This is a genomic window from Eisenbergiella porci (assembly GCF_009696275.1).
GTDB lineage: Bacteria > Bacillota > Clostridia > Lachnospirales > Lachnospiraceae > Eisenbergiella > Eisenbergiella porci.
In genome coordinates, this window is sequence record NZ_VUMI01000017.1 from 79622 (window position 1) to 103232 (window position 23611).

Here is a 23611-nt window from a genome sequence, read left to right on the forward strand (position 1 = left end):
AGTTATTCATCATCAGAACCGCCGCCCATAGCGTTCTTTTGCTGTGCAAGGCGGCGCATGATGTCCTTCTGGTAGTAAATCCAGATGTTCCACAAAGCGATTTCCTGCTTCGTGTCGGTGATAACTGGCCGCTTCTGCTCCCGTTCCTCCCGCAGTTTTCGATTATGCTCCATATCGCCCAACCCCAACATCTTGTTGAACATCCACTGAGAAAGGTCGGGCGCATACATCATAGCGGGATGCTCCCGGCTGGTGATGATCTGATGGGGACGCTTGACGCGCCGGACTTCATCCGTATTGAGCAGCTTCCTCTCGGTCAGGCTCACGCTCTGGGAACTGGACGGGGTTGTGAACTTGCCATTGCTGGCTGAAAGCTGATAACTGGATGTGGTGTAGCTGCCCAGCTTGTCGGACATTTCCCGCAGCGTTTCCGGGTCGTCGCTTTGCAGGTACGCCCACACCTGACAGTTGCCCTTGATGATGTTGGCGATGTTGTCGCTGTACTTTTCTTTCAGTTGGTCAAAGCCCTGCACAAACAGCGCGTACCGCATCCCACGGCCCGCCGCTACGGTCAGTTTGTTGGTCATGTCGCTGATTGGAGTAAAGTTTCCAAACTCATCCAGCACAAAATTCACCCGTCGTTCCAAACGCCCGCCGCGCCGGTCTGCCGCCTCTGCCAACAGCTCATATTGCTGTGATACAATCAGAGAAGCAATGGGATAAAAGGTGGTTTTCTCGTCCGGCAGGATCACAAACAACGCCTGCTTTTTGCTGCCCATATCGGTCAGGGTAAAATCGCTGGTATGGGTGATGGCGTAGATGGACTTCGAGGTGAACAGCCGCAGGGTGGTCAGGGCAGAAGTGTAAAAGCTGCCTCTGGTGCGGGACGGCGCCACATCGGAAATGGACAGGAGCGCCCGCGCCGGGTGGGACGGGGCCAGTTTCTTGACATACTCCAGCAGGGGCATTTTGTTCCCAATGGTGCGGCACATCTCCGAAATGAACCAGTACACATTGGTCATGTTCTGAAATTCCGGCCGCTTCTGGTTGTCGCACACCACACAGAGGATGGCGGCCGCAATGATGGAGCATTCACCGTTCGTCCAAATTTTCTCACCCTCCGGCTTGCCCACCAGATTGTTGGTCAAGTCCCAGGCCAGCATTTCCGCCCGGTCGGTGTCGCCCTCGTTGATGGCGTCAATGACGGGCTGGAGCAGATTGTAGCGCATACTTTTGGCTGGATTCTTAAAATCCAGCACCAGCACCTCATAGCCCAGCTTTTTCAAAAATTCCGATGTGTATTGGAACAGTTCGGCCTTGGGGTCCGAGCAGAAGATGGATTCTCCCGCAAGCCCCAAAAGGCAGATGCTTTCCAAAACCAGACACCTTGATTTGCCGGAGCGAGTGGCGCCGACGCAGAGCAGATGGCAGTCCTCACCGACAAAATAGATTTTTTCCTGATCGCCCTCCTTTTTCATGCCAATTACAATGCCGCCCCTTTTCAGCGGAGCGGCCGCGTCCAAAGGCTCCCGCTTGGGAATGCCTTTGGGATGTAGGTTCAGTTTCAATTTGTCGCCTCCTTATCTTTTTTGAGAAAATCCAAACCATCGTATCCGGTATCCAAAAGCTGCCGGATCGTTGGGTTGTGCGGGTCAAGCGTGTAGCTGTCAAATGCCTTATTCTTCTCGGATTCTGTCATCCAGCGGGCCGAACCATGCTGGTATTGCCCTACGGCTCTGGGGGTCTGAATCTCCGGGGTGATCGTGTCCAGGTCTGATTCATACGGCCTCATGTTGGTCAGGAAGAACATAACCGCCAACACACTTACAAACCCTTGCAGACACAGATACAACATCATGTGCTGGCGGTTGGAAAATAGGCTGGCAAGGCAATCACCGATGGGGAGAAGTGAAAGGCGGGTGATCTCTCTTGTCAGCAGACCGTGAACCGCTGTTGAGAAAAACAGGTTGAGAATCGCGCCGGAAACGAAGATCAGCGCACAAACCATCAATTTCGGCTTTGTTTTCATAATTCCATATCATCCTCAACAGCAAAATCATCCAGAAACGCTTCATTGTCTTGATCCTCGGTCAGCTTGATTGCCTGCGGCTCCGTTTCGCCCATCTGCATGGGAATCAGAACCGGCAATAGATGCTTTTGCAAAAAGTCCTGATCCTCGCAGCGGTCAATGAATGTCCCGAAGGTGTTCAAAAACGGGGTATCCAACGGAGTACATATCATCAGGTCGCCGCGCTCTTTCCCCATCTTCACAATAAAAGATGCAAGATTGACCGGATCGGGGTCCAGGCAGAACGCTTCATGCAGACCGCCCTCCGCAGGGGCATACCCGATAAGAAAAGGATAGCCGCAAGCAGTATGGTTTTGCTTGGCTGCGCTGATAAGTTCAGGGGTGACAAACTTGGTGAGTTCTTCGGCAGCCTCATTCCTGACCGGCTTATCCAGAAGCCATTCTTTCAAACTTTCCGGCTTGACGATGCCACAGAAGTCATGTCGTTCCCAATGAATGTATTTGCCGGTCAACAGGCTTTCTGCATACACGGCCTGACCTCTGGCTCCATAAATACATCCAAAACCGTTACGGGCATACCAGATGGAGTCGTCGGCAGTCATGTCCTTGCCCTTGCTGCTCACCCCAGGTTTGAGAACCAGAAATTGATTTTCGTAGTTGTACCGGCTACTATCGGGGATGCAGTCATTGATGTCCAGAGGGCGATCCGACTGGCGGATCATTTTCTGATTCTTCACCATATCATCGGATACATAGAGAATCGGGAGTTGCAGAAAAGTAGCCAGGCCAATTTCGTCCTTCATTCCCTGAGAGATGGTGTCGCCCATAACCCAGAGTTCATCGCAGCGTTCCAGCAGTTCGTGACCCATTCGCAGACCCTGTTCCCGCTGCTCCGGCACTGCGTCATTCAGATATTGCGTGAAAATCGTGTGCGGCGCCAAGGGAATCACGCCGCAGGATGCCGCATAAGCACAGTAGTCCTTTGCCTTTTCCTTGTTCTTTTCCATATCTCCCCTCAGAGGGGAAGAAATATAGACCAGCCTCAAAATAACACCTACCTTTCCAAATTAAGCCCATCCACCCAACAGATGGACGGTGCAAAAGTCGATGAAAACTGCCCACCGGTCACGGAACATAGCCCACTAACCTCTGAGTTTCAAATTTCCAGATCTTCCTCGTCCTCTAAATCACAGGCGCTTTCCACATCGGAACCGTAATCTGTGAACGGCAAAATGTGTTCTGTGCCGTTCTCGACATTTTCCTCGGATTCATACAGCCCCATATCGGCAAATTCATTGTCGGAAACAAGAGTTCCGTCAACAGTACGGAACATCAGCGGCATATAGTTACTGTCCTCGTAATACAGAAACTCATTGGTCGCATACGCCAGTTTTGCAATATCGCCGCCGTGAAAAATGAAGTACGGAATCGTTCGTTCCCCGCTGATAGCCGGATATTTTTTGAGTTCATCGAAAAACTCTTGAAGCTCTGGACAAACATAATGAACGGTCAGTTTGCCGGTTTCATTGCGGGAAATGCGTCCGATCACATCTTTCAACGCATGATCGGCAGTCAGTTGATAGCCAGCCCAGGCAACAGCCGTAATTTGGAACGGCGAAACAGCGCCATCCGTTTCCTTATAAACCTGCGTGTTATCAAAGTCGTACCGGAGCCATTGACACTCCATATCATCATCCGCCTCTTGGCGCGGCGAAATGTCTGCTTCGATGATGAAGTGACTTCCTTCCAGGTCGAAATCCAGGATTTTCATTGTAAACTCCTATCTTTCCAAGTCCAGTCCGTCCAGCTCATAGTCTGAAACAGGCGGTTCAAAGGTCGTATCATAGGTCACATCATCAAGCTGCCGGATTGCGTCCAGACGGGCCGCTGCCTGCGGATCAGTAACAAGTTCCTGTTCCAGCAGGGCGTCCGCAACGATGGCGTTGGAAACCGGATCGGTAAAACAAAGGTTCTCACCGTCCTGTGCAGCCTGTTCCATTACAGATTCCGGCAGGATTTCTTCGGCAAGGGCCTTTGGCACTTCCAGCCCACGTTTCTTTGTGCCGACGATCTCGTAAATGCCCACGGCGATCTCCCCGCAGGTGATGATGTTTCCCCAAATATCAGGATTCGGGCGTCCATCACGCATACTTTGTCCCTCCATCTTCCTCATAAGGCATATAGGCTATGACGGTGAGGTAATCCGTACCAAGGCGCCGCAAAAGAGCATCCTGATGTTCCATGACCTGATCGACGATATGCTCCGGGCAGTATTTCATCAGGTCAGCTACATATTGCCCCACATCCAAGCCAATGGGATGCGCCAGGTATTCTTCATCCGTCATGCCCTCAAGCTGCTGGTTCAGCCCGTGTTTATACATCAGGAAACGGGCGATAGCGATGGTCTGATTTCTCTTGCTGCTCATTCTTGCTATCCTCCAATCTCCATTTCTTCCTGCTGGCCGAACTCCATATCAAAGTCAAACTCCATTTCCTGCTCCCGCAGCTCCGGGATAATGTCCTCGATTTTGTCAAGAATCCGTTCCACAGATTCACGGGCCTCGTTGGAAACATCCTGATCGAGTATGCTCATCTTAACCAAGCCCGCATGAAGGACCCGGAGTTCTTCTTCGGTGAACAGCGCACGTTCATCCACCAAACCGCTCCGTTTGGCGAAATCCTGTCCTGCAAATTCCTTGTTGTAAAAAATCTGGCGGGCCATCATTTCGCCGGAATCCGGGGCGGTGCGGTAGGTGGAGAACACATAGCCAAACAGATGATGTTCTTTGCAGGCGAGAGTCACGCCATTGTATTCTGCCAGCTTATAAGAGCCATTGGGAAGTTTCTCATTGGCGTCAGTATAAGGACAGTCGCGGCAGATACCTGCTTTATTCGCTGTGTCCTGGGCCGTATCGTTGATAAGGCGAATGAGTTTGTCCTTGACTGTGACAAAGGGGTTCTGGATCACCGTATCGGCTTTGGAGAAATAGGCCACAAGCTGGTTCTTGAAATAAATATCAGCGATGTAATCGGAAGATTGGGACCGCTTCACATCAAAGCCGCGCCGGGCAAGCTGTTCAAAGAACAGCCTGTAAAAATCGGTTTTACTTCGCAATCGGTTTCCTCCTTTCCTGATAACCTTTTCGCTTCATTACATCTTTGAGAACTTCAACGAAAGCAAAAATGCGCTCTGCCGCCGCCTGATTTTTGGGGTAAACCGCAGGCAGCGGAGGGCGCCGCTGTTTTTTCAGATCGTACCATAGACAGCCGCCGTCCCTTCGTTCAGGGAACATACAGGACGGGACAGAGGTGCGCAGGGTATAAGGGCAGTTATGGCAGGGGTGTCCTTTGGGGTATTCATATTGGTGAACCGTCAGAGGGGCAATGCCATACGAACCGCTCGGAATCGACACCGGCACACCATTTTGCTTATAGGAAGTGTTCGCTTCTATCATCCTTTCTCCTTTCTGGAACCGGGTGGCCGGTCACTTTTTGCTTTTCAAAATCATTTGAAAACAGAAAAAGCAGCCCCGCAGGACTGCTTTCTGTATGGCAATATCAATTTTTTCAAGGGACTTTTTCCGATAAACCTTCATCAGTTTTGCGGTTACAAACCGCAAAACTACTTAAAATTGTCTTTAGCTGCGGATTACTATGGTTCCAATCCCTTGTCCTTATGTCGCAGATACCACTCTTTTCGGGCTGCTTTTGACAAATCTGTACTCATCGCCTTTTGCCGGTCGTCGTATTCCATGTCAAAACTCATAGCAGCCTGCTCCAGCGCTATTAAAATTTCGCAAATCATCTGTTCGGTGAAGTAGGCTTTCCGGGCCTCTGTATATTCAAAAGACTGGACCTCACGGTCTTTGCACAGCATGGTGCGGATCACATCGAGAATTTTATTGGCGATCAGCTTATCGGCCTCTGCCACAGCCTTTTCCTGCTGTTCTTTGATGTGGGTCGGGTCGGTGTCATAGAGCATGGCAAGGCGGGTTTTGCTCTCCACATAGTCCTGAACCAGATTGCGGATGTACTCGTTGTTTTCTTTCAGGAAGGCAACAAAGGCATCCACTTCGACCTTCACATCCTCTGGCAGCAATTTGTAATACAGCCGTCCCTTTTTCGGCATTTTCTCCTTCAGCGCGAACAGGCGTGAGAGAAAGGGGGCAATCTTCATTGCACCAACAACGCTGTCCAAAGGGGAAGTCCCCAGTTCATCATCCGTGATTCGCCCAAACGCTTCCCGCAGGCGGCGATATTCCTGCGGGTGAAGCTGTTCCATATACTTCTCAAACTCGTCGATCATTTCGTCTGTGATGGCCGACAGGTGTTCCTTGGCCTGCTGTTTGTCCTCGCAATATGCCTTGATGCGCTCGGCAAAGGTATCCCGAATGAGCTGCTTACGGATTTTATCCGGGATGCTTGGATGGACAAAGGGGACCATTGTTCGCTGATTTTTATTCCAGAACACCACATGGATGTGGGGATGACCCTTTTCGTTATGGTGGGCAGCCACCCATTGCAAATCCTGCACCCGGATTCCATTGAACTTTGCCAGGGTCAAAATGTGGCGGTCGATATAGTCCTCCCACGTCTTATGATTGGACAGCCCCAATTCGGCTGCTGTTTCCGGCGAAAAGGAAATGATCCCGCGATACATATTGACACGGCGATAGGACAACTCCCGAACCAATCGGGCGGCTTCCTGCCAGGTATCAAACTCTTTGATCGCCCCCGGCTCCAGTTTACCGAACAGTCCGTGGCGCATTCCTTCATTCTTCACGGCGCCGGGTCGAGTTGCAATGTAGCCGATATGTGCATAGTTGCATTTTGGCGTTTTCTGATAGTTGGGGTGCCGGTGGCGCTGCTTATAAATCAGAATCGACACGGGAACCTCCTTGCACAGCATGGATGGCTTTCCGCATTTCTTCGTCATCCATGAAAGTACGCAGCGCATCCGCGTTCTTCTGATTGGCAAACGCCAATGCCCGCTTTCGAGCCGCCGACTCAATTTTTTCAAAAGACGAATAACGGTCTTGGTCAATAAGGTCTGCGATAATGGCGATGTTGGCATAGTAACCCGCCGCCGATATGATCGTCAGGCGGTTTATCAGTCCGGCCAACCGATTTCCCAGGGCTTTGAGCTGCCCGCTGAGTTCCTGCCGGATGACCCCGTTTATCATGTCAATATTTTCGGCGGTAGTTTCCAAATCCAGATATTCGTCAATCGCCCTGCGCACTTCTTTGGAAAAGTCCGTCCCGTTCCTGGCCGCCAGTTTATTGAGCGCCCGAATGGTATCCTTCGGCAGATGGAGCGTCTTGCGCTCTGTTTTTATGGGCGATTCCTTCAAATCAATCCTCCCTTCCAGCAGAAAAGGCGCCGGTTCATCCGGCGCTCTGACAAAATGCTTTTCACATTCTAACCATTCTAACGCAGAGGATGGTTAGAATCGGTGGGTAGAACGGATACAAAGTGCGGTATGACAAAAATCACACCAAAATCAAAAAATCATACCCTTTGAAATCCTCAAAAACCCGTTGAAAGCACTGCTTTCAAGCTGTCAGCCCGCCGTCAGGTATGACGGCTATTCCTGCCTTAACCGAGAACCGCAGGGCGTGGCCTGCGGATTCCGGTTGCGGGGCGCCCCCGCAGGGGGGCGGGCAGGTACAGATGAAAAGAAAAGTGCGGGCTGTCACAGTTCAAAGTCATCTTCCAGATCTTCTTGGGCGGGCGCCCACTCGGTAAAAATCTCCGCCATGATTTCGTCCTTTGTTCCTCGGACAGAGCAGCCCTCATTGGCGTAGTCCTCCAGATTGGAGAGCCGTTCAGGGATACGGTAGAACGCAAACTGCCGTCCCGGTGTCTGAATGAACAGCCGCATTTCATACCCGCCCTCCGGGTTCATTGCACCCATCAGTTCATCCAGGGTTCCAACCCGTTCGCAGGCTTCGTGCAGGATGGAGTGCAGCATATCCTTGGGGATCTCCGCAGACCAGAGGGAGTAATCATCTTTCCCGTGGCAGGTGATGATGTGGGCTTGGGAAAAGGCGATCCGGTCGATTTTCTCAAGCGCCGACGATAAAAGCGCCTCATACTCAGGAGTGTGGCGGCCACAGAGTTCCATATCCACCACACCTGCCACTGCATCGGCCTCTTTCTGTGTCAGGGAAATCTCTATATTGTTTTTCTCATAAACACTTCCACTTCCGTTGAGCATAAGGGAACATTCAGCAGCAATACGGAACATTCGATAATAGTCGTCTGCCGTTTCTCCAAGCGTTTTTCCCGTAGCGTACTTTACGAAAAATGGCGCGCCGCTCCTGTTTTGACCTTTCAGCCATATATCCAAATAAATTCCCTCAGAGACCCCAAAGTTTGGGATGCAGATAGCTTCACCAAACACCGGTAGCTCTCCGTCTACTCCACTGCTTTCATCGGAAAACAGAAAATACTCATCGGGAAGCAGCCCGTTGATTTCAAGATGTGTTTTCAGCTTCTCAAAAGATTCTCTTGCATTAGCCATACCTATAAGTTTTGTATAGCCTTTTTCATCCGGCTTGCTCCAGAGTCCCAGATCAAAGGTTTTTATTTTTGTCAATGTTACACCTCCATACCTTGTTCCGGTTCTTCTTCGGCATCCTGCTCAAATGCAGTTTCCAGCTCCACCATACGCTGGCGGTCTAAATCCTCCACAGAACGCCCCTTCCGCATTTCCACCAGGTCGGTGTTAAAGTCGTTCAAATGCGGTACATGAACCGCGCAGGCATATCCCTGTTCGGTGTATGCCTTCATCCATTTTGCCGCTGTAAGCTGCCCCCAATTTCGCAGTTGCCCATTCTTGTCACGGGCCAGATAGTCATTGTCCACCGCAAACACCAGCCGCTTGATCTGCGGATGGCCTTCCAGATAACGGTCAATGGCTCCATTCCAAAGGCAGCCGGTAGAGATACGGTGATCTTGCGTCCAGTCACGCCCATAAAAGTCAGCGGCAATAGAAGCATGGCTCATCAGGTCGATGGGCGCCTCGGTGACAATCAGCAGATCGGTTTTGCCCTCGTGGAAGAAGGGGTAGCTTTTATCTGAGCCGGTCGCATCCATTTTGAAGGAGCTGTTATCTCTGGCCGCCCGCATGGAGCAGTACCGGGCGGTTCCTTCCGCATCGTAGCCGACAAACACGCAGTTGCCATACTTTTTTTCCTGATAAATCATCTTCCGATTCATAAAGTGGCTGACGATTTTGGGGCTGATACCCCGGACAGAAACCAGATACCAATAGGCCCGCTTCATGTTGTCTGCCTTTTCGGGCAGCACCAGCGGCTCCCGTTCCTTTTTCTCATAAGGAACCACCTGCCTGACGGATGGAGAGAACCGCTTGCCGATCAGCTTGCCCACCGCTTCGGGGAAGGACAGGTTTTCTTCCCGCATGACAAAATCAATGACGCCGCCTTTGACTCCATCATCAGGACCCGTCCATTGGAAAAAGCGATTGTTTTCAGGGAAGATGTAAAGCCCGCCGCTGTGCTTCATGTGAACCGCCTTGCGGCCTGCCTTTTCCGGCTCATATCCATAGCCACGGGCCAGAGACAGAATATCCACGCTGTTTGCCTGCCGGATTTCATCCTCCGTAAATTTCTGATACGCAGCGGCGCTTCTTCTCATACTACATCACCTCACAATTCCAAATCAGGCTCCTGTTCTTCGCTGCTCTCCATCACAGGCTCCTGCGTCATATCCCGATGAAAATGGTCAACGCCCGGAATCAGCGCCAGCGAAGAACCATTCTCCCAATGACAGTGTATTTGGCCGAGATCGTCAACGGAATCCACAATGCCGGTCAGTCCCACAGGCATTTCACGGCAGGGATCTTCCATCTTTTCATCCAGGACAACCTTGGTTCCGGGCTGGTAATCATGCCGGATAAACTTTGCCTGTTCGTACTGATATTCCGGCGATCTGGCAGGCGCTTTCTTTTCTCCCGGACGGATCGGGATGCCTTCCGTATCGTAACGGGCGGGATCGGCGGCAGGAACTTCCCAGCCAAACAGGGACCCGGCCAGCATCGCTGCCGCCTGTGCCTTTGAAATACCCTCATGGGCATTAAACTGATTTGCCAGCACCTTGTTATACGCACGGTCGCCGGTGGAATAGGCACAGGGATAGTAGCCCTTTTCACCGCGCCTGACCTCGATAAGCTGCCCGGAACCGGGAAGAACCGCATAGCAATGCTCCGGCAGGGCGGCAGAATCAAAGTTCTTCGCCATAGTCAGCCTCCACTTCGTACTCCATAGAGTCCTCCGCTTCGTCCTCATAGAACTCATCCAGGTCAAATCCGGCATTTCCGATTTCCTCGTTGCTCATGCCGAGTTCATCTCTCAAATGGCGGTACAAGTCCCATCCGGCATAGTTCTGGGCCGCCCAGGACAGCGCCTTATCCAGTATCAAACGGGTGCGATCTTCGCCCAGATTTTCCAGAGAACCGCTGCGGATGGCATTGAACTCACGGTCGGACAGGTTCAGCAGCCGGTAGGATTTCTCCAGCTTCGGCTCCTTCGCACAGTCCGGGAGCATCAGATTTTCCGTCTGCTCCACAAAGCCGTAGTCCAGATCGTTATACTGCACACTACCGGCACGGCAGGCCGCCCGGAACTGTTCAAAACCCTTCATATTGCTGAAGCCCCGATAATCCATTCTGCCGCTGAGTATCTGGGCGCCGATGATGGTATGCAGCATTTCTTCATCCGTAGTGGCGGCCACGATCCGCATGGAACTTCGTTCCTTGCTCAGAGTGCAGCCATACAGGATAAAAACATTCACTGTGTTATCCAACCTCACAATCTAATTCCTCCGTTTCTTCCTGCAATCGCTCCAAATATTCGTCAATATCCAGTTCCTCATCCCGGAATTGGAGCAATTCCACGATTGCCGGGTTGCAGTCCTCCGGCAGATAGTCCTTAATGTCATTTTGAACATCCCGGATTTCCCCCAGGAAGCCCCAGCAGCTATCTACCTCCACATCTTCCTTGAAAAGCTGGAATCCATAGCACTGGTTGGTCAGGTAGTAATCGTACTCCTTGACCTCGGCTTCCAGGGTTTGACGAACCTTCTCCAATATTTCAGGGGTGATTTTCCCGTGTTCCTGCTCGATCATCGCTTTATCTGCATAGATCCAGCCAACCTGACCGGAATCCCACGGGCAAGAAAAGCCGCAGGTGTTCATGGTGATCCCGCTGTGATCGTACAGGTAAAGCGGAAGAATCACCATGCCCTCCATTTGCTCCACCAGCAAAAGCAGTTCGCCGGTGGAGAGGGCAGAAAGGCAGTCATCCAAAAACCAGTCCGGGACCTCATCTTGCAACGAGGCCGCATAGCTGGAGGACACATACCAGTCGCTGTCGGAACTCCAGTGCTGATTCTCCTGCAATTCCCACTCCCGTGTGGAGCGGTTGTATTCCAGACGGGCATCTTTGGCCTTGCCGGACTTGAGAAATGCGAAAACCGGGTTGTTGCGGTCGTGGCCGCTGGAGTATTCAGAAAACAATAGGCTCCGCAGGAAATCGCTTGGCTCATCATAATCGTGCTTCTCGCCCAGGTTGTATCTTCTGTGCCAGCAGACCATTTTCCCCAGGCAGTCGTGATCCTCACGAGGATTCAGAGGGGTATCATCATCCAGAATGAACAGGGTGTAGGGTGCTATTGTCGCCGCCATCGGCATATCGCCTCACCTCCTTCCAGACAGGTCGGTTTGCTTAGTTGGCGCCGTGGCGGTTGCGATACCAACCAAAATAGAAAAGGCCGCCGATCATGGCGGCGGCAGCGGATACGCTCAAAATTGCTTTTTTCATATTGGCTCCTTTCAAAAACCAGATTTACAGTTCCATATCCTGTTCTTCCTCACAGTCCAATATAGGGCTGTCCGGCGGGGACGCCCCATGTTCTTCAAACTGCTGTCGGGTCTGAATCGCAGCGGATAGTTTGGAAAGCAGGTCAAACATTTTGGTACTATCCCGGCTGCCTTTGAAATAAAGGTAATTCCATTCTCCACTTTGGGGATTGTACCGGATACTGTGAAGCGAATTGATGATCCAGCCCTGTGTTTTGAGAGGAACAGGAATTTCATGCTCCCGAAAGAGCTGCATAATGAGAGATTTGCCGTTGATTTCCCGGTTTATCACCTCCTTTCCCGCCATAATATTTCCTTCGGCCTCACGAATAGCGGAATCGTAACGGGCCTGTCGTTCTTGTGCCAACTGCTGTTCACGGGCATCTCGCTGCGCCCGCCTTTCATCAGCTTGCCGCTGCCGCTTGGCAGCAATGGGGGCATTGTGGGCTTTTGCTTCCTCATACCGTCCCAGCAGATTTGCAAATCCCAGGTCAGCCCACCGCTCCGGGGCTTCCATACTCTGATTGAAAACCCTCTCGATCTCACCCCGGATGCCATGCTCCAGCGTGGGCAGCCATTTCAGGACTTCCTCAAGCCGGTGCCGCTGGTCAATGCCCACCATAAACCCGTCACATGGAATATAAACCGTTTGGAAGAACTCCCGTTTCTTCTCCATTGTGTAGAGTTCAATGCCGTTTTCGTTGTAGAAGCGGTAGTAGTAGTGCTTGTTGCCCATCAGGTCTTTGGCAAAGACCCGGTTCTCGTCTTTTTCCTTGGGCGGAAAGATGTCCTTTTTCTTTTCATCCGGTCGGGTATAGCGGGGAGAAAGACCGGTACGCTCCAAACTGCTCTCAATCGTCTGCCGTACTTTTTCTATCCCGCCGTGGCTCCTGATAAAAAGTGAAAGATACTCTGCGTCCTGTACCGGACAGAGACGCAGACCGGTTTTCCCCTCATAGACAGCCCCTTTATATTGAAAGAGATCCAAGTTAAACTCATTTCGCAGCGGTTTCGCTTCCTGAACAGGGGTGAAGGCTCCCTCCCGGAAAATATAGCAGACAGCAGAGTGCTTTTCAGACATTACGGGCCTCCATTTCCTTTACCAGTGCATCAATGGCTTCATCACTGAATTTTGCAGACAGGTACTTATGGACACAGTCCACTTCCGCATCCCTCAGAGATTGTATAAGAGCCTTTTCCAGCTTCTCATAATCTTCCGCCTGTATGCCAGGGTAGCAATCCATAATCCGGCGCACATACGCTTTCAATAGCGAATACTGGTCAAATGCGTTCAAAATAATTTCCTTATAGCTCGGCGCCAGCGCTGGGAAGAACACAGTCAACAGATTGATTTTCCTTGCTATCAGATCGCTCTCCATCCTCATCCAAAATCACCTCGCTTTCCTGTAATGATTCAAACTCCAACTTGGTGTTGATTTCCGAGAGTTGAGCAGCCTTTTCAGACAGCTCATCCTCATAAATAAATGGCTGTCCAACCTGCTGCTGGGCAACCTCCAGTTGTTTTTTTGTTTCCTCCAACTCACGCTGGACTTCTTTAAGATAGCCGGGAATCCGTTCAGCAAGGTTTTCAATGCGGGTGATAGCACCTAAAGCGGAAGTCCCTACCTCTGTTGCATAGTGGTGGTTATATTTCAAGACCAATCGTGAAACATAACCGACCGACAGATACAACGGGAAACTGCGGTAAGCGCCGATCTCAAATTCTTCTGAATCGTCCTTTGCGCCTTCTTTTATCATGCGATAGAGCAGCCCGAAGGCTTCTCCGGCCTCTGACCGTTCTGTATAGCGTTTACCGTTCAAGACAATCGAAAAGTCGCTGCCGGCCGATTGGTTCAGCAGTTTAATATCCTCACCGATCTGGTCGATTTCCTTTTCATACCGCTTTATCTGCCCAGGATAAATAGTGCTGATTTTGCGCTCCAAAGAAAGTTGCTCGTTACTCCACGCACCCCGCAGGATTTTCAATTCCGTGACCCGGTTTTCCAATTCCATCTTCTGTGCGACCATCGGATTGTCGGTAGCGGCCGCCTTGAACTGTGCGGCAGACAGGACGGTTTCATCCACATCCTCACAAGAGCGGGCAATGTGTTTTCCGGTGAGAATCTGCGTGATATAGCGCAATTTCTGCTCCTGAATCTGCCAGAGATACGCATCAAATGTTCCTTTGGCTACGAATTGCTTTATCATAATTTCAGGGTTTTCGTTGCCCTGCCGTACCCCACGTCCATTTCGCTGTGTAATGTCAGAGGGCTTCCACGGACAGTCCAGATGGTCAATGGAGATTACCTTATTCTGAACATTCACGCCGGTTCCCAGCTTGCTGGTGCTGCCGATTAAGATACGGACTTTTCCTTGGCGGGTACGCTCGAACAGTTCCTGCCGCTGTGCTTCAGAAGTGGCGTCGTGAACAAAGGCCATCTCCGATTCCGGCACACCCTTTGCCAGCAGCACATTTCTTATTTCATCATATACATTGAATTTCCCGGCTTTGGGAGTACCAACATCACAAAAGACAAGCTGCGTGGAAGCAGAGGCGGCGGTGTCCCTCCAAACCTGATAAACATCCTCAATGCAGACACTCAACTTACTTCCTGTACCATCCGCATCCGGTCGAATCAGGCGCGGGTCAATCGCCATCAGGCGGGCCTCACCGGTCAGCTTCAGCATATTATCTTCTTCCGGCTTCACTCGGCCGGTTCGGATTGCTTCCGCCCGCATGATAAAATCGGCCATAATTGCCTGCTGTGCGGGGGTCGCTTCCACCGAAACAATCTCCGCTTTACCAGTGCGAACAGCCGGGAGTCCGGGAATATCCAACATATCCGCCGTTTTGATGTCAGCGACCTCACGAAAGACCGCCATCAGTTCCGGGAGATTGTAGAAGCGGACGAAGCGATCGCGCATCCGATAGCCGCCTCCCTCCGGCTTCAATTCCAGTACAGAGGTTCGTTTGGCAAAATGGGCGATCCAGGTGTCGAAGTAGGACCAGCCAAAGCGTTCCAACTCCTGCGGCTGCAAATACCGCTGCATGACAAATAGCTCGGAAATCGAGTTGCTGATGGGAGTCCCGGTCGCAAACACCACGCCCCGTCCTTGATTTGTTTCCTGCAAATACTGGCATTTAAGCAGCATATCAAAGGCCCGCTGGCTGGATGAGGTTGTAATACCAGCCACATTCCGCAGCTTTGTAAAGACGAAGCAGTTTTTGAAAAAATGCGCCTCGTCCACCATCATCATATCTACGCCCAGCTGCTCAAAGGTCAGCAGATCGTCTTTCTTTTCCTCGGCAGACAGCTTTTTCAACCGCTCATCCAGATTTTTTCGGAAAATGACCATCTGCTTGACAGACCAATTTTCACCGTTTTCGCTCTTGATCTCATGGATTGCATTTTCAATATCGTTGATCTGCCGTTCCAGCATAGCGATCTGCCGCTCTGTGGAGATTGGGATTTTCTCAAATTGGCTGTGCGCCAGAATCACTGCGTCATATTCTCCGGTGGCGATTTTAGAAATGTAGCGGTTGCGGTTTTTGGGAGTAAAATCCTCTGCGGTGGATACTAAAAGGTTTGCGTTGGGGAAAAAGCGATAGAACTCGGTTGCCCACTGGCCCACCAGGGGATTGGGAACCACAAACACCGCCTTGTGAATCGCCCCCAGGTTCTTGAGATACATCCCGGCGGCAATTAAAGCAGCGGTCTTTCCGGCGCCTACCTCATGTGCGGCAAGCCCCGTCCCGGTATAGATGACACGGGCAGCAAAATCAAGCTGGTGCTTCCGCAGCTTCATCTCCGTGTTCATGCCGGGAAATACGAGATGGCTCCCATCAAACTCACGGGGGCGAACTGTGTTGAAGGTTTCATTGTAGATACGCAGAAGCCTGTCCCGGCGCTCCGGTTCTTTCCAAATCCAGGACGCAAATGCTTCCTGAATCTGTTGCTGCTTGGCGCGGGCAATCATGGTTTCCTGTGCGTTGATTACATATTTGACTGATTGGTTGCCCTTTTCATTGATGTATTCCTGCCGGTCACGGACAGTTGTGGACTGCATATTCAAACAATCCTCAAAAATCTCGTAAGCATTTTTCCGCTTGGTTCCGAAAGTCTGATTGACCATTACGGAATCCGGTTCCGCATTTTTATTGGTGACACGCCAGGTCGTGGTATAGGAGAAATACTCAATATCAATGCGGCGCCGGTTGTCACCGCCCTCGATGACCTTTTCATATCCGCTGGTCTGGAAGGTTTCATACATGAATTGGCGGTAATACTCAATGGGAACCCAGATGGCGCCCATATTCACTTCGATGTCGGCAGGAGTCAGCGGCTCCGGCTGTACTTCCTCCAAAGCCTCTACATTCCGGGCAAAGAGTTCCGGTTCTTCCGCTGCCTTCTGACGTGCATAGAGCAGTTTATCCCGCACATGACCACTGAGATATTCTTCTGCAAGTTCCCAGCCTTCCAGCGGATTACCGTAGTATTTCTGGGGATTGAGATAGATGCGAGTATCCAGCTCTTGCACCAACTCCTGTGGGGCTTTTCCTGTCAGGAAGGACATATAGGGCAGATCCACCCGCAGCTTGTGATTCAGGCAGATTTGAAGGGCGTCCTCGGCGGTGTCTGCATGGTTGACCTGACGGAAGGGACGGATGGTGGCTTTGGTGAAGATCGCTGATTTCTCCCAACCAGTCCTGTCTTTTCGCTCATCCTCGATAGAACGCAGCAGAGGGAATTGGTCATCATCAGAAAAAGCGAGGATGTTGCCTTTGCTGTTGATGGCTCCATACTTTGCAACGAAGCGGTCATATACCTGATTGAGTGTGTCCTGTACTTTCTGAAGATCAGCCGGGTCGTACTCATGGGACTGGATGTTGATGACCTCCAGCAGCGCAGTGCGAATCTCACACAGTCCCTTGATTCTCTTGGCCTTCATGCCGGTGTAAGGCTGCGGGATCAGCTTATCTTTTTCACAGAAGAAGATCTCGCCATCCCGAACAACATAGGTGAAGTTTTTGGTTCCGGCCGGAGCGTCCTCGTACTCTGGATTGCTTTCTTCCGGTTCGTCTGCTTCCATTTCTTCATCCGGCTCTGCGGTGAAACGGGCGTACAGGGAATCAACCGCTTGGGTAAGATGCTGGTTCAGGTCAAAATCTTCCGGGGCAACACAGGCCGTCCCATCTTCGTTTCCGTACATATTCCGGCTGCTCACCATCTCGCCCATGAGCATTTCGGGATTATCTTTGAAATAGCGGTTATAGGCGATCCATTTGCTGCGATCCAGGTCAGTTTCAATCCAGGACGGAAGATTCGTGCGATCAAGTTCTATGGGCTGCGCTCTCTTTTTCAAGAAAACAACATCCGCTGTTACATCGGTTCCCGCCAAAGCCTTGAACGCTGTGTTGGGTAGGCGAATGGCTCCGATGAACTCTGCCCGCCGTGCGATATATTCCCGCAGGCTCTCGTCCTTGCGATCCATAATTCCTTTGCTGGTGATAAAGGCAATGATGCCGCCCGGTTTTGCAAGGTCCAGGGACTTGATGAAGAAATAGTCATGGATGTACGGGTTCAGGTCATTGTAGCGCCGGTCATAGATTTTCACGGAGTTGAACGGGATATTGCCCAGGATCACATCAAAGCTGTTGTCCTCAAATTTGGTAGCTTCATATCCCATGATGGAAATATCCGCATCAGGATAAAGCTGCTTTGCGATTCTGCCGGTGATGGAATCCAACTCTACACCAAACAGCTTGCTCCCTTGAAACTGCTCCGGCAGCACAGAGTAGAAGTTACCGGTTCCCATGCCGGGGTCCAGGATTTTTCGGTCAGGGCCGCCCTCGAAGCCAAACCGTTCCAGGGCGCGGTAAATGTGCCGGATCAGGTCAGGCTCGGTGTAGTAGGCTGTGATGGTGGAGTTCATGGCCGCCTTATATTCTACATCCGTCAGCAGGGACTTCAATTCCTGATATTCGTTCTCCCAGCCAGAGGCAGTACTGGAGAAAGCGTTGGCAAGCCCGCCCCATCCGACATAGCGGGCAAGGATGATTTGTTCTTCTGGTGTCGCTGTCCGCTTTTCCAGTTCAATCTGCTTGAGCAGCTTAATCGCCATGACATTGTTTTTATATTTGGTCTTTGCTCCACTTGGATACAGGTCATAGTCCTCGGAAAAACGGAAGTTGTGTGCGGCGACCTGCGGCGCCGCAGGCGGCTCACGAAGGGGCGCCGGATCAGTGTGCATGGTTTCATCCATAACAGCGGGCGCCTCTGCTGCCGCACCATCGTCCATTCGGACAAAGGCGCGAATGGGGCGCAGTTCTTCCAATTCTTTTTCCAGCCGGTATTGTGTATCCTCCAGATCGTCCATATCGGCAGCTTCCTGTTGAGAGAGGATTGCGCCGCCGTCCATACGGGTCACATAGGCATCATACTCCCGTGTAATGGCTTCCAAGTCGCTCTGTACCCGGAGATAGTCGGGATTGGGCTGTTCATCCACCACGGCTTGGTACAGGGCCGAGCCATCCTCGGTCAAATACCCCCATACAATTTCCTCATTGAGATATTGCCCTTGCAGATAGCGGAGCATCTGGGTTGCGATACCTTGGCGGCGGTAGTCCTCCAGAACTTCAATCATGCTGATATGAGGCCGCCCCTCAAAAATGCTGTATCGGATGGTTCCAACCGTCAGTTCACCTCGGACTGCCTGCATCAGCATATCAATCTGTCCATGATGGGCGTCCAGGGCTTCGTCCAAAATCTGCGTTTCCTCCGGCGGGGCTTCCGCAGTATCTTCTACCGGCTCCGGGGCTGCCATGCGGCGGGCGTAGGCGTTGATTACCTCCAAGGAAATCCAATCAGGCTTTTCCGGCAGTTGGGCATACAGTTCCCGCATTTTCTCAATCTGTGCATCCACGCTGCCTGCCCACAAATGCTTTTCTGCCCGCTGTCCCGCCCCCAGAAAATACTCGCAGTCAGCACACAGACGGTCTAACAGACGGTATTGGTCACTGAAAGGCTGCACTTCATCCTGCTGCTCCGGCTGGCTGACAACAGGGGTTTCCAGATAGCGACCTTCATCCACCAGGCGTTGCACGACACCGGCAGCCCGCGCCCAGGACAACTTTGTTTCCTGTGTTTCGCCCTGCTCATCCTGCCATTCGATAGTGACACCTTCACTATTGAACATGGCGTATTTCACGCCCATTTCATCGCCGGAGAACCCTTCATATCCATATAGCTTTTTTAGGAAAGTAGTAAATTCTGATCCGGTGGGGTGGGTCTGAGCAAACTCGTAGATTTGTTCTTTTTTTCCTGCGGTAAGTGGGCCTCTTTGCATGACACGCTCAACAAGCAGATCTTCCGTACTCTTTTCCAAGGACAGAAGGGAGAGCTGCTCAGGCTGTTCTTCTTCCACGACCGGAACAGCTTCGGCAGCCGGGCGCAAATCCACATCGACTTCTTCATCGTTGACCATCATAGAGGCCCGCACCGGCTCATAGCCTTGGCTGCGAATATTGTTCAGCCAGGTGGCAAAGAAACTGTTGAACCCGTTGATTGCTTTCTCGTATGCGGGGTCGTCGGGATCAGCCTCGTTATATACACCAATGCCGCTGTTCTCATAACTGAAAGCCCGAAGTGTCCCAGCCTCTTTGTCGATTTGGAAGTCCATATAAGGGTCATACATCCGGTCGCCGTTCTGCATATAGTAATTCTCCATGCAGTAATGGGAACCGTATTTATGGTGAATGACCAGAGGATAGTAGGCTTCTCCGGCCTCCAGCCGCAGATACTCATATTGACCGGACACAATCTCCGGGAACAACTCTTGAAAGCGGCGGAAATTCTTGTGCGCCGTCGTGTTTCCTTTGACGGGCGGCGGTGTAGGCTGCTCCGCTGTATCTGTGGGGCGAGCCGTTTCGGGGGCCTCCACAACAACAGGGGGATTTTCGTCAGGAACGGATGCAGGCTCGTCACCGGCTGCTGGCGTGTCGTTTTCCATTTGAACAATCGCCTGCGGCTTGACCGGTTCCACTACGGTTTCTCCGGCTTCATAGGCAACAGCATCCAGAACATAATCAAAATCCGCTTCTCCAATGGTCATTTGCCGGTGAGGACCGCCCATTTCATCAACTTCATCAGGGATGTTATAATCCCCGATGGGGTCAGGCTGCTCCTCTACAACAGGATTGGGATAGTCGCCATCCTCGATCATGGCATCCAGTAAAAACGCCAGCCCGTTCCAGGGAATGTAGGTATAGCCTTCATCAAAGAAAAATGAAATGCCATCTTCACCATGCAACCGGGTACGATAGAGAAGATCGCCCTGATATTCACGGTCGCCATAGGGAGTAAATAGAGCCGCAATCTGCCGCCCTTTGTCTGACCAGTCAGGGTTGAGCGGCGGTTCTGACAATACGCTGCGAACCGCGCTGTGCAGCTCTGGGGGGTATAGATTGGTGCTGGTCAGGATGTACTCATAATTGCGCCGGACTTCTGTATCGGTAAAATGACGTGTAGGTTGTACCTCAGGAACAGAAAAAGAGCCGTCCATTTCAGACGGCTCTCCCACAGGTGCGGCGCTTGGCGCCACTTCTGTATTTGGCTGTTCCTCGGTCAGCGGGGAATCAGGACTACGCTCTGGAGTACGGTTTCCTCCGCCATCAGTTTCAGACTGTTCAGGTGTCGCGTCCGCACCATGATGTCCTCGGTCTGCGGAAGCGGCTCCTGCTGGAGCATTTGCTGCGTCAGGGCTTCGATCTTCCCGGTCGCCTCGTCCTGTACCCGGTGCATGATCTCCATCAGACTGCCATCCATTTTCAAAGTCGTAAATCGCTCCGGGTGATTCTCTCTGAGGTATTCCAGAGCCATCCGGCCGTACCTGCCCAGAGGTTGATCTGCTTCGCTGCTGTTGGAGATTTGCAGATCGGGAAGCATCATCCCGTCCTGCTCGCTGTATTTCAGATTGATATTCGGTTTGCTCATGTTGTGCCATCCTTTCACGATTGATAATCTTGATGTTCCGTTCTACTTCTAACAGGATACCTTTGGAAAGGGCGGTTACTGCCGTACCCAGATGTGCAACCAGCGGGAGTGTATTAAAATGGCTGACCGTCGCCATACCGTCACTCAACTGGATTTCTTCACCCGGCAGGTGACACTTTTTGCCTATGAAATAAGAAATGCTGTCGGTCAAAAGCTGGATGTATTGGGCTTCAAAACCACCGGCCGGGATCTCGGTGAACAAATGGCCTTTGGTTTCCTGCTTGAGTTCCTGCAAATAGTGGTTGTAATTCTCTGCGACAGATTCGCTTGCCATCGCATACAGCGCTTGGGGAAAATCCTGCTTGGGGAAACCGTGGGCATACGACAGGCGCTCGGTCAGGGCCTTTTTCATTTCATCGGAAAGCTGCCAGTCCGTAGGATGAATCTCTTTGCCAGTAGTTTGGCTTACATCAAAGAGATAGTCAAGAGTGAGTTTGGCATTCCGGTAGACGCAAACGGCAACGCCCTTTGCACGGGGAATCAAATTTCTGCCTATGGCTGCCCATTGCTTTCGTGTGGCCAGAATCGAAACATCCTCGTCCTGTGCGTACACAAGAAGTATGTTGTCAAAACTGTGCTTATGGAACTGCGATGCAAATGCCAGATAATCCCGCCAGTTGTGTTCATTTCGGACGATATAGGGAGCCATGACTTCATATATCGTCCGCAGGCGTTCATCATTTCTCAACGGTATCTGACCTCCTTCCTGTATTGGTGATTATGGCCGGTTATCCGGCTTCTTGCTCGGATTCCTGTCCTTTCTGAGCAAAGTAGAGGGCAAGCGCCTCGTCCACAATGCTGTCGAACTCTTTCTGGCTGATGCTGGCGGTAAAGTATTTCTTGTAAATCGCCGGTTTGACCTTGAACGCCGTAGCCGTGGATTTCTTGGGTTTCCGGTTAAATTCGCCGGACAAAATCTGTTCGGTACGCTCCGGGGTCAGCTTTCCGGTATATTCCCGCAGCAGGACAACCTTTCCCTCATTGACCTTGTACTCGCTTCCCGAAAGTACATCGTCAACCATCTCCTGTTCCTGTTCGGTCAGATAAGAGAGCTGCACAGCTACCACAATCGGGAACTCAGCATCATCAATTCGCCTTTTCAGCGGAGTAATCAACTCATTGATGCGAAGATAGTTCGCAACGGCGCGGCCTTTTAAGTCGTATTCAGCACCTAAAATATCCCGGCTTTTCGTCCTGTGGCACTGAGTGCCACTTGTGGGATTTTCCCTGATTTCATCAGGGTTTTCCAGCCTTTTCAGTTCCTCGATAATATCGTTCCGGCGCCCCTGACAGACCATCTTGGAATAGCGCAGAGCCAGCACCGCCGCTTTTTCAGAGGGCAGCATTTCGGAGAAGGAGCGTTGCAGGACATTGGTTTCGATCACATAAATCCAGGCATCTTCATCGGAGAGATTTTCCTTGACGATACAGGGAAGTTCACGGTTTGCAATGGCTGCGGCGTTCTGCCGGTTATGACCGGCCAGCATTTCATACTCAAAGCCATCTTCATCCCGTTCGATCTTGCGGATGATGGTGGGATTCAGGACCCCATGTTCCGAAATGCTTTCTACCAGATCATTGAGCCGGTCGCCCTCATACAGCCGGAACGGATGATCCCGGAAGCTGCGAATAATTTGTGGGGAGAGCATCTGAATTTCATTATTCTTGTCAGGTACGGACTTGGATGCTGCTTCAACCCCGGCTCCTGTGGCTTGTGTAACACCCAGAAGATCGTCAATGGACTTGATGCGCGGATTGATTTTAGGCATTTGCCAGCACCTCCTTTGCGAGATTCATATAAGCTGCGGCAGCTTCATTTTTGGCATCCAGTTCCATGACGCTTAACCCCTTGCTGTTGGCCGTTCCAACCTTCACGGTGGCTGGAATACGGCTTTCAAAAATATGGAGATGCCCAAAGGCTGCATGGACCTGTTCGCTGATTTCCCGGTAAAGGGTGGTGCGCTTGCTGCACTTGGTAAAAAAGATACCGGTGATTTCCACTTTGGGGTTCAGATTCTGCTTAATTTTGGAGATGGTATCGGTCAGTTCCTTCAGGCCAACCAGGGCAAATAATTCGGCGTCAAACGGAATCATAATCCCATCGGCTGCGGTAAAGGCGTTGATGGTAAGGGAACCGAGAGAGGGGCCGGTATCTACAAGGATGTAGTCATAATCGCAGCGCAGGGGTGACAGCAGCTTGTCCAGACAGTCATCCTGCCGTTCGATCAGCATATTCACTTCTGCCACAGTCAAAGCCTTTTTAGACGGGATCAGGTCAACCCGCCCAATATTCAAGATATAGGAGTCCTTGTCCGGCAGAACCTCATCCATCAGCATCTTCATCATTAGGGATGCCGTTGATTCCTTTACAGTCGCTGGCGCAATACCAAAGCTGATAGTCAAATTGGTCTGGGGGTCAAAATCCACCGCCAACACTCTTTGTCCCATCTCCGCCAGGGAGTAGGCCAGATTCCGGGTGCTGCTGGTTTTCGCCACGTTATGCGAAGCTTCGCATAACACTGGTTATGAAAAGTAAGTTATTATGCAAAGTGGAGCCCACACTTTGTTGATTATATAAAGTGTACGGGCTCTTTAGACTTTGCATAATTCGGAAGAACTCCTTACAGCGATTTCAACCAATCAAGAAG

General features: G+C 51.4%; 22 protein-coding genes. 1 reads left to right on the forward strand and 21 read right to left on the reverse strand.

Annotated elements, in window-relative coordinates; genetic code table 11:
- Positions 1 to 2: 2 nt before the first annotated feature.
- From FYJ45_RS12285 to FYJ45_RS12375, 19 genes are all read right to left on the reverse strand, one after another.
- Positions 3 to 1568 carry a VirD4-like conjugal transfer protein, CD1115 family gene (locus FYJ45_RS12285; RefSeq protein ID WP_154464808.1) on the reverse strand — a complete coding sequence of 522 codons (1566 nt, stop codon included), beginning with the start codon at positions 1566 to 1568 and terminating at the stop codon, positions 3 to 5.
- Positions 1565 to 2029, reverse strand: coding sequence for a TRAG family protein (locus FYJ45_RS12290; RefSeq protein WP_154464809.1), 465 nt, complete (start codon positions 2027 to 2029; stop codon positions 1565 to 1567). Before FYJ45_RS12290 ends, FYJ45_RS12285 begins: the two co-directional genes overlap by 4 nt.
- Positions 2026 to 3075, reverse strand: a complete 1050-nt coding sequence (locus FYJ45_RS12295; RefSeq protein WP_268890936.1) for a DUF7768 domain-containing protein — start codon at positions 3073 to 3075, stop codon at positions 2026 to 2028. Before FYJ45_RS12295 ends, FYJ45_RS12290 begins: the two co-directional genes overlap by 4 nt.
- 110 nt (positions 3076 to 3185) lie before the next feature.
- On the reverse strand, positions 3186 to 3800 hold the full coding sequence (locus FYJ45_RS12300) for a hypothetical protein (protein ID WP_087415531.1): 615 nt from the start codon (positions 3798 to 3800) through the stop codon (positions 3186 to 3188).
- Positions 3801 to 3809: 9 nt separating this feature from the next.
- Complete coding sequence (locus FYJ45_RS12305; protein ID WP_154464811.1) at positions 3810 to 4178, reverse strand: hypothetical protein; 369 nt, start codon at positions 4176 to 4178, stop codon at positions 3810 to 3812.
- A complete protein-coding gene (locus FYJ45_RS12310) occupies positions 4171 to 4455 on the reverse strand; it encodes an aldo-keto reductase family protein (protein WP_006354118.1) in 285 nt (94 codons plus the stop codon). Before FYJ45_RS12310 ends, FYJ45_RS12305 begins: the two co-directional genes overlap by 8 nt.
- A gap of 5 nt (positions 4456 to 4460) precedes the next feature.
- A complete protein-coding gene (locus FYJ45_RS12315) occupies positions 4461 to 5144 on the reverse strand; it encodes a hypothetical protein (protein WP_055180676.1) in 684 nt (227 codons plus the stop codon).
- A complete protein-coding gene (locus FYJ45_RS12320) occupies positions 5134 to 5484 on the reverse strand; it encodes a hypothetical protein (RefSeq protein ID WP_058963980.1) in 351 nt (116 codons plus the stop codon). The genes FYJ45_RS12315 and FYJ45_RS12320 overlap by 11 nt, the downstream gene beginning before the upstream one ends.
- Before the next feature lie 197 nt (positions 5485 to 5681).
- Positions 5682 to 6917 carry a MobP3 family relaxase gene (mobP3, locus tag FYJ45_RS12325; RefSeq protein ID WP_321170227.1) on the reverse strand — a complete coding sequence of 412 codons (1236 nt, stop codon included), beginning with the start codon at positions 6915 to 6917 and terminating at the stop codon, positions 5682 to 5684.
- The gene (locus FYJ45_RS12330; protein WP_154464813.1) at positions 6898 to 7380 is read right to left on the reverse strand and encodes a ribbon-helix-helix domain-containing protein; all 483 of its coding nucleotides are present in this window, start codon (positions 7378 to 7380) and stop codon (positions 6898 to 6900) included. The genes mobP3 and FYJ45_RS12330 overlap by 20 nt, the downstream gene beginning before the upstream one ends.
- A 342-nt stretch (positions 7381 to 7722) precedes the next feature.
- Complete coding sequence (locus FYJ45_RS12335; protein WP_154464814.1) at positions 7723 to 8628, reverse strand: hypothetical protein; 906 nt, start codon at positions 8626 to 8628, stop codon at positions 7723 to 7725.
- 2 nt (positions 8629 to 8630) lie between these two features.
- Positions 8631 to 9689 (reverse strand): DUF3991 domain-containing protein, encoded by a 1059-nt coding sequence (locus FYJ45_RS12340; RefSeq protein WP_154464815.1) that lies wholly within the window; start codon positions 9687 to 9689, stop codon positions 8631 to 8633.
- Between the two features lie 11 nt (positions 9690 to 9700).
- Positions 9701 to 10291 carry a DUF4314 domain-containing protein gene (locus FYJ45_RS12345; protein ID WP_235930778.1) on the reverse strand — a complete coding sequence of 197 codons (591 nt, stop codon included), beginning with the start codon at positions 10289 to 10291 and terminating at the stop codon, positions 9701 to 9703.
- On the reverse strand, positions 10275 to 10862 hold the full coding sequence (locus tag FYJ45_RS12350; RefSeq protein ID WP_321170228.1) for a hypothetical protein: 588 nt from the start codon (positions 10860 to 10862) through the stop codon (positions 10275 to 10277). Before FYJ45_RS12350 ends, FYJ45_RS12345 begins: the two co-directional genes overlap by 17 nt.
- Positions 10849 to 11742, reverse strand: coding sequence for a hypothetical protein (locus FYJ45_RS12355; RefSeq protein ID WP_154464816.1), 894 nt, complete (start codon positions 11740 to 11742; stop codon positions 10849 to 10851). The genes FYJ45_RS12350 and FYJ45_RS12355 overlap by 14 nt, the downstream gene beginning before the upstream one ends.
- Positions 11743 to 11896: 154 nt before the next feature.
- Complete coding sequence (locus FYJ45_RS12360; RefSeq protein WP_154464817.1) at positions 11897 to 12991, reverse strand: hypothetical protein; 1095 nt, start codon at positions 12989 to 12991, stop codon at positions 11897 to 11899.
- The gene (locus FYJ45_RS12365; protein ID WP_154464818.1) at positions 12984 to 13205 is read right to left on the reverse strand and encodes a hypothetical protein; all 222 of its coding nucleotides are present in this window, start codon (positions 13203 to 13205) and stop codon (positions 12984 to 12986) included. Before FYJ45_RS12365 ends, FYJ45_RS12360 begins: the two co-directional genes overlap by 8 nt.
- A 10-nt stretch (positions 13206 to 13215) precedes the next feature.
- Positions 13216 to 20472, reverse strand: a complete 7257-nt coding sequence (locus FYJ45_RS12370; RefSeq protein WP_154464819.1) for a GNAT family N-acetyltransferase — start codon at positions 20470 to 20472, stop codon at positions 13216 to 13218.
- Positions 20473 to 20534: 62 nt separating this feature from the next.
- Positions 20535 to 20903 (reverse strand): TnpV protein, encoded by a 369-nt coding sequence (locus FYJ45_RS12375; protein WP_154464820.1) that lies wholly within the window; start codon positions 20901 to 20903, stop codon positions 20535 to 20537.
- A gap of 118 nt (positions 20904 to 21021) precedes the next feature.
- On the opposite strand from FYJ45_RS12375, the gene FYJ45_RS12380 reads away from it, so the two are divergent.
- Positions 21022 to 21681: a hypothetical protein gene (locus FYJ45_RS12380; protein ID WP_154464821.1), complete on the forward strand. Its 660-nt coding sequence runs from the start codon at positions 21022 to 21024 to the stop codon at positions 21679 to 21681.
- A gap of 10 nt (positions 21682 to 21691) precedes the next feature.
- Here FYJ45_RS12380 and FYJ45_RS12385 read toward each other — a convergent pair whose 3' ends face one another.
- Together FYJ45_RS12385 and FYJ45_RS12390 are read right to left on the reverse strand one after the other, a co-directional pair.
- On the reverse strand, positions 21692 to 22732 hold the full coding sequence (locus tag FYJ45_RS12385; RefSeq protein WP_154464822.1) for a ParB N-terminal domain-containing protein: 1041 nt from the start codon (positions 22730 to 22732) through the stop codon (positions 21692 to 21694).
- Positions 22725 to 23459, reverse strand: coding sequence for a ParA family protein (locus FYJ45_RS12390; protein WP_321170229.1), 735 nt, complete (start codon positions 23457 to 23459; stop codon positions 22725 to 22727). Before FYJ45_RS12390 ends, FYJ45_RS12385 begins: the two co-directional genes overlap by 8 nt.
- Positions 23460 to 23611: the final 152 nt, after the last annotated feature.

Excerpts from the sequence above, each read along its gene's own strand:
- FYJ45_RS12290 (WP_154464809.1), bottom strand. The coding sequence starts at position 2,029 with ATGAAAACAAAGCCGAAATTGATGGTTTGTGCGCTGATCTTCGTTTCC.
- FYJ45_RS12300 (WP_087415531.1), bottom strand. The coding sequence starts at position 3,800 with ATGAAAATCCTGGATTTCGACCTGGAAGGAAGTCACTTCATCATCGAA.
- FYJ45_RS12305 (WP_154464811.1), bottom strand. The coding sequence starts at position 4,178 with ATGCGTGATGGACGCCCGAATCCTGATATTTGGGGAAACATCATCACC.
- FYJ45_RS12310 (WP_006354118.1), bottom strand. The coding sequence starts at position 4,455 with ATGAGCAGCAAGAGAAATCAGACCATCGCTATCGCCCGTTTCCTGATG.
- FYJ45_RS12320 (WP_058963980.1), bottom strand. The coding sequence starts at position 5,484 with ATGATAGAAGCGAACACTTCCTATAAGCAAAATGGTGTGCCGGTGTCG.
- FYJ45_RS12340 (WP_154464815.1), bottom strand. The coding sequence starts at position 9,689 with ATGAGAAGAAGCGCCGCTGCGTATCAGAAATTTACGGAGGATGAAATC.
- FYJ45_RS12345 (WP_235930778.1), bottom strand. The coding sequence starts at position 10,291 with ATGGCGAAGAACTTTGATTCTGCCGCCCTGCCGGAGCATTGCTATGCG.
- FYJ45_RS12355 (WP_154464816.1), bottom strand. The coding sequence starts at position 11,742 with ATGCCGATGGCGGCGACAATAGCACCCTACACCCTGTTCATTCTGGAT.
- FYJ45_RS12360 (WP_154464817.1), bottom strand. The coding sequence starts at position 12,991 with ATGTCTGAAAAGCACTCTGCTGTCTGCTATATTTTCCGGGAGGGAGCC.
- FYJ45_RS12370 (WP_154464819.1), bottom strand. The coding sequence starts at position 20,472 with ATGGACGGCTCTTTTTCTGTTCCTGAGGTACAACCTACACGTCATTTT.
- FYJ45_RS12375 (WP_154464820.1), bottom strand. The coding sequence starts at position 20,903 with ATGAGCAAACCGAATATCAATCTGAAATACAGCGAGCAGGACGGGATG.
- FYJ45_RS12380 (WP_154464821.1), top strand. The coding sequence starts at position 21,022 with ATGGCTGACCGTCGCCATACCGTCACTCAACTGGATTTCTTCACCCGG.
- FYJ45_RS12385 (WP_154464822.1), bottom strand. The coding sequence starts at position 22,732 with ATGCCTAAAATCAATCCGCGCATCAAGTCCATTGACGATCTTCTGGGT.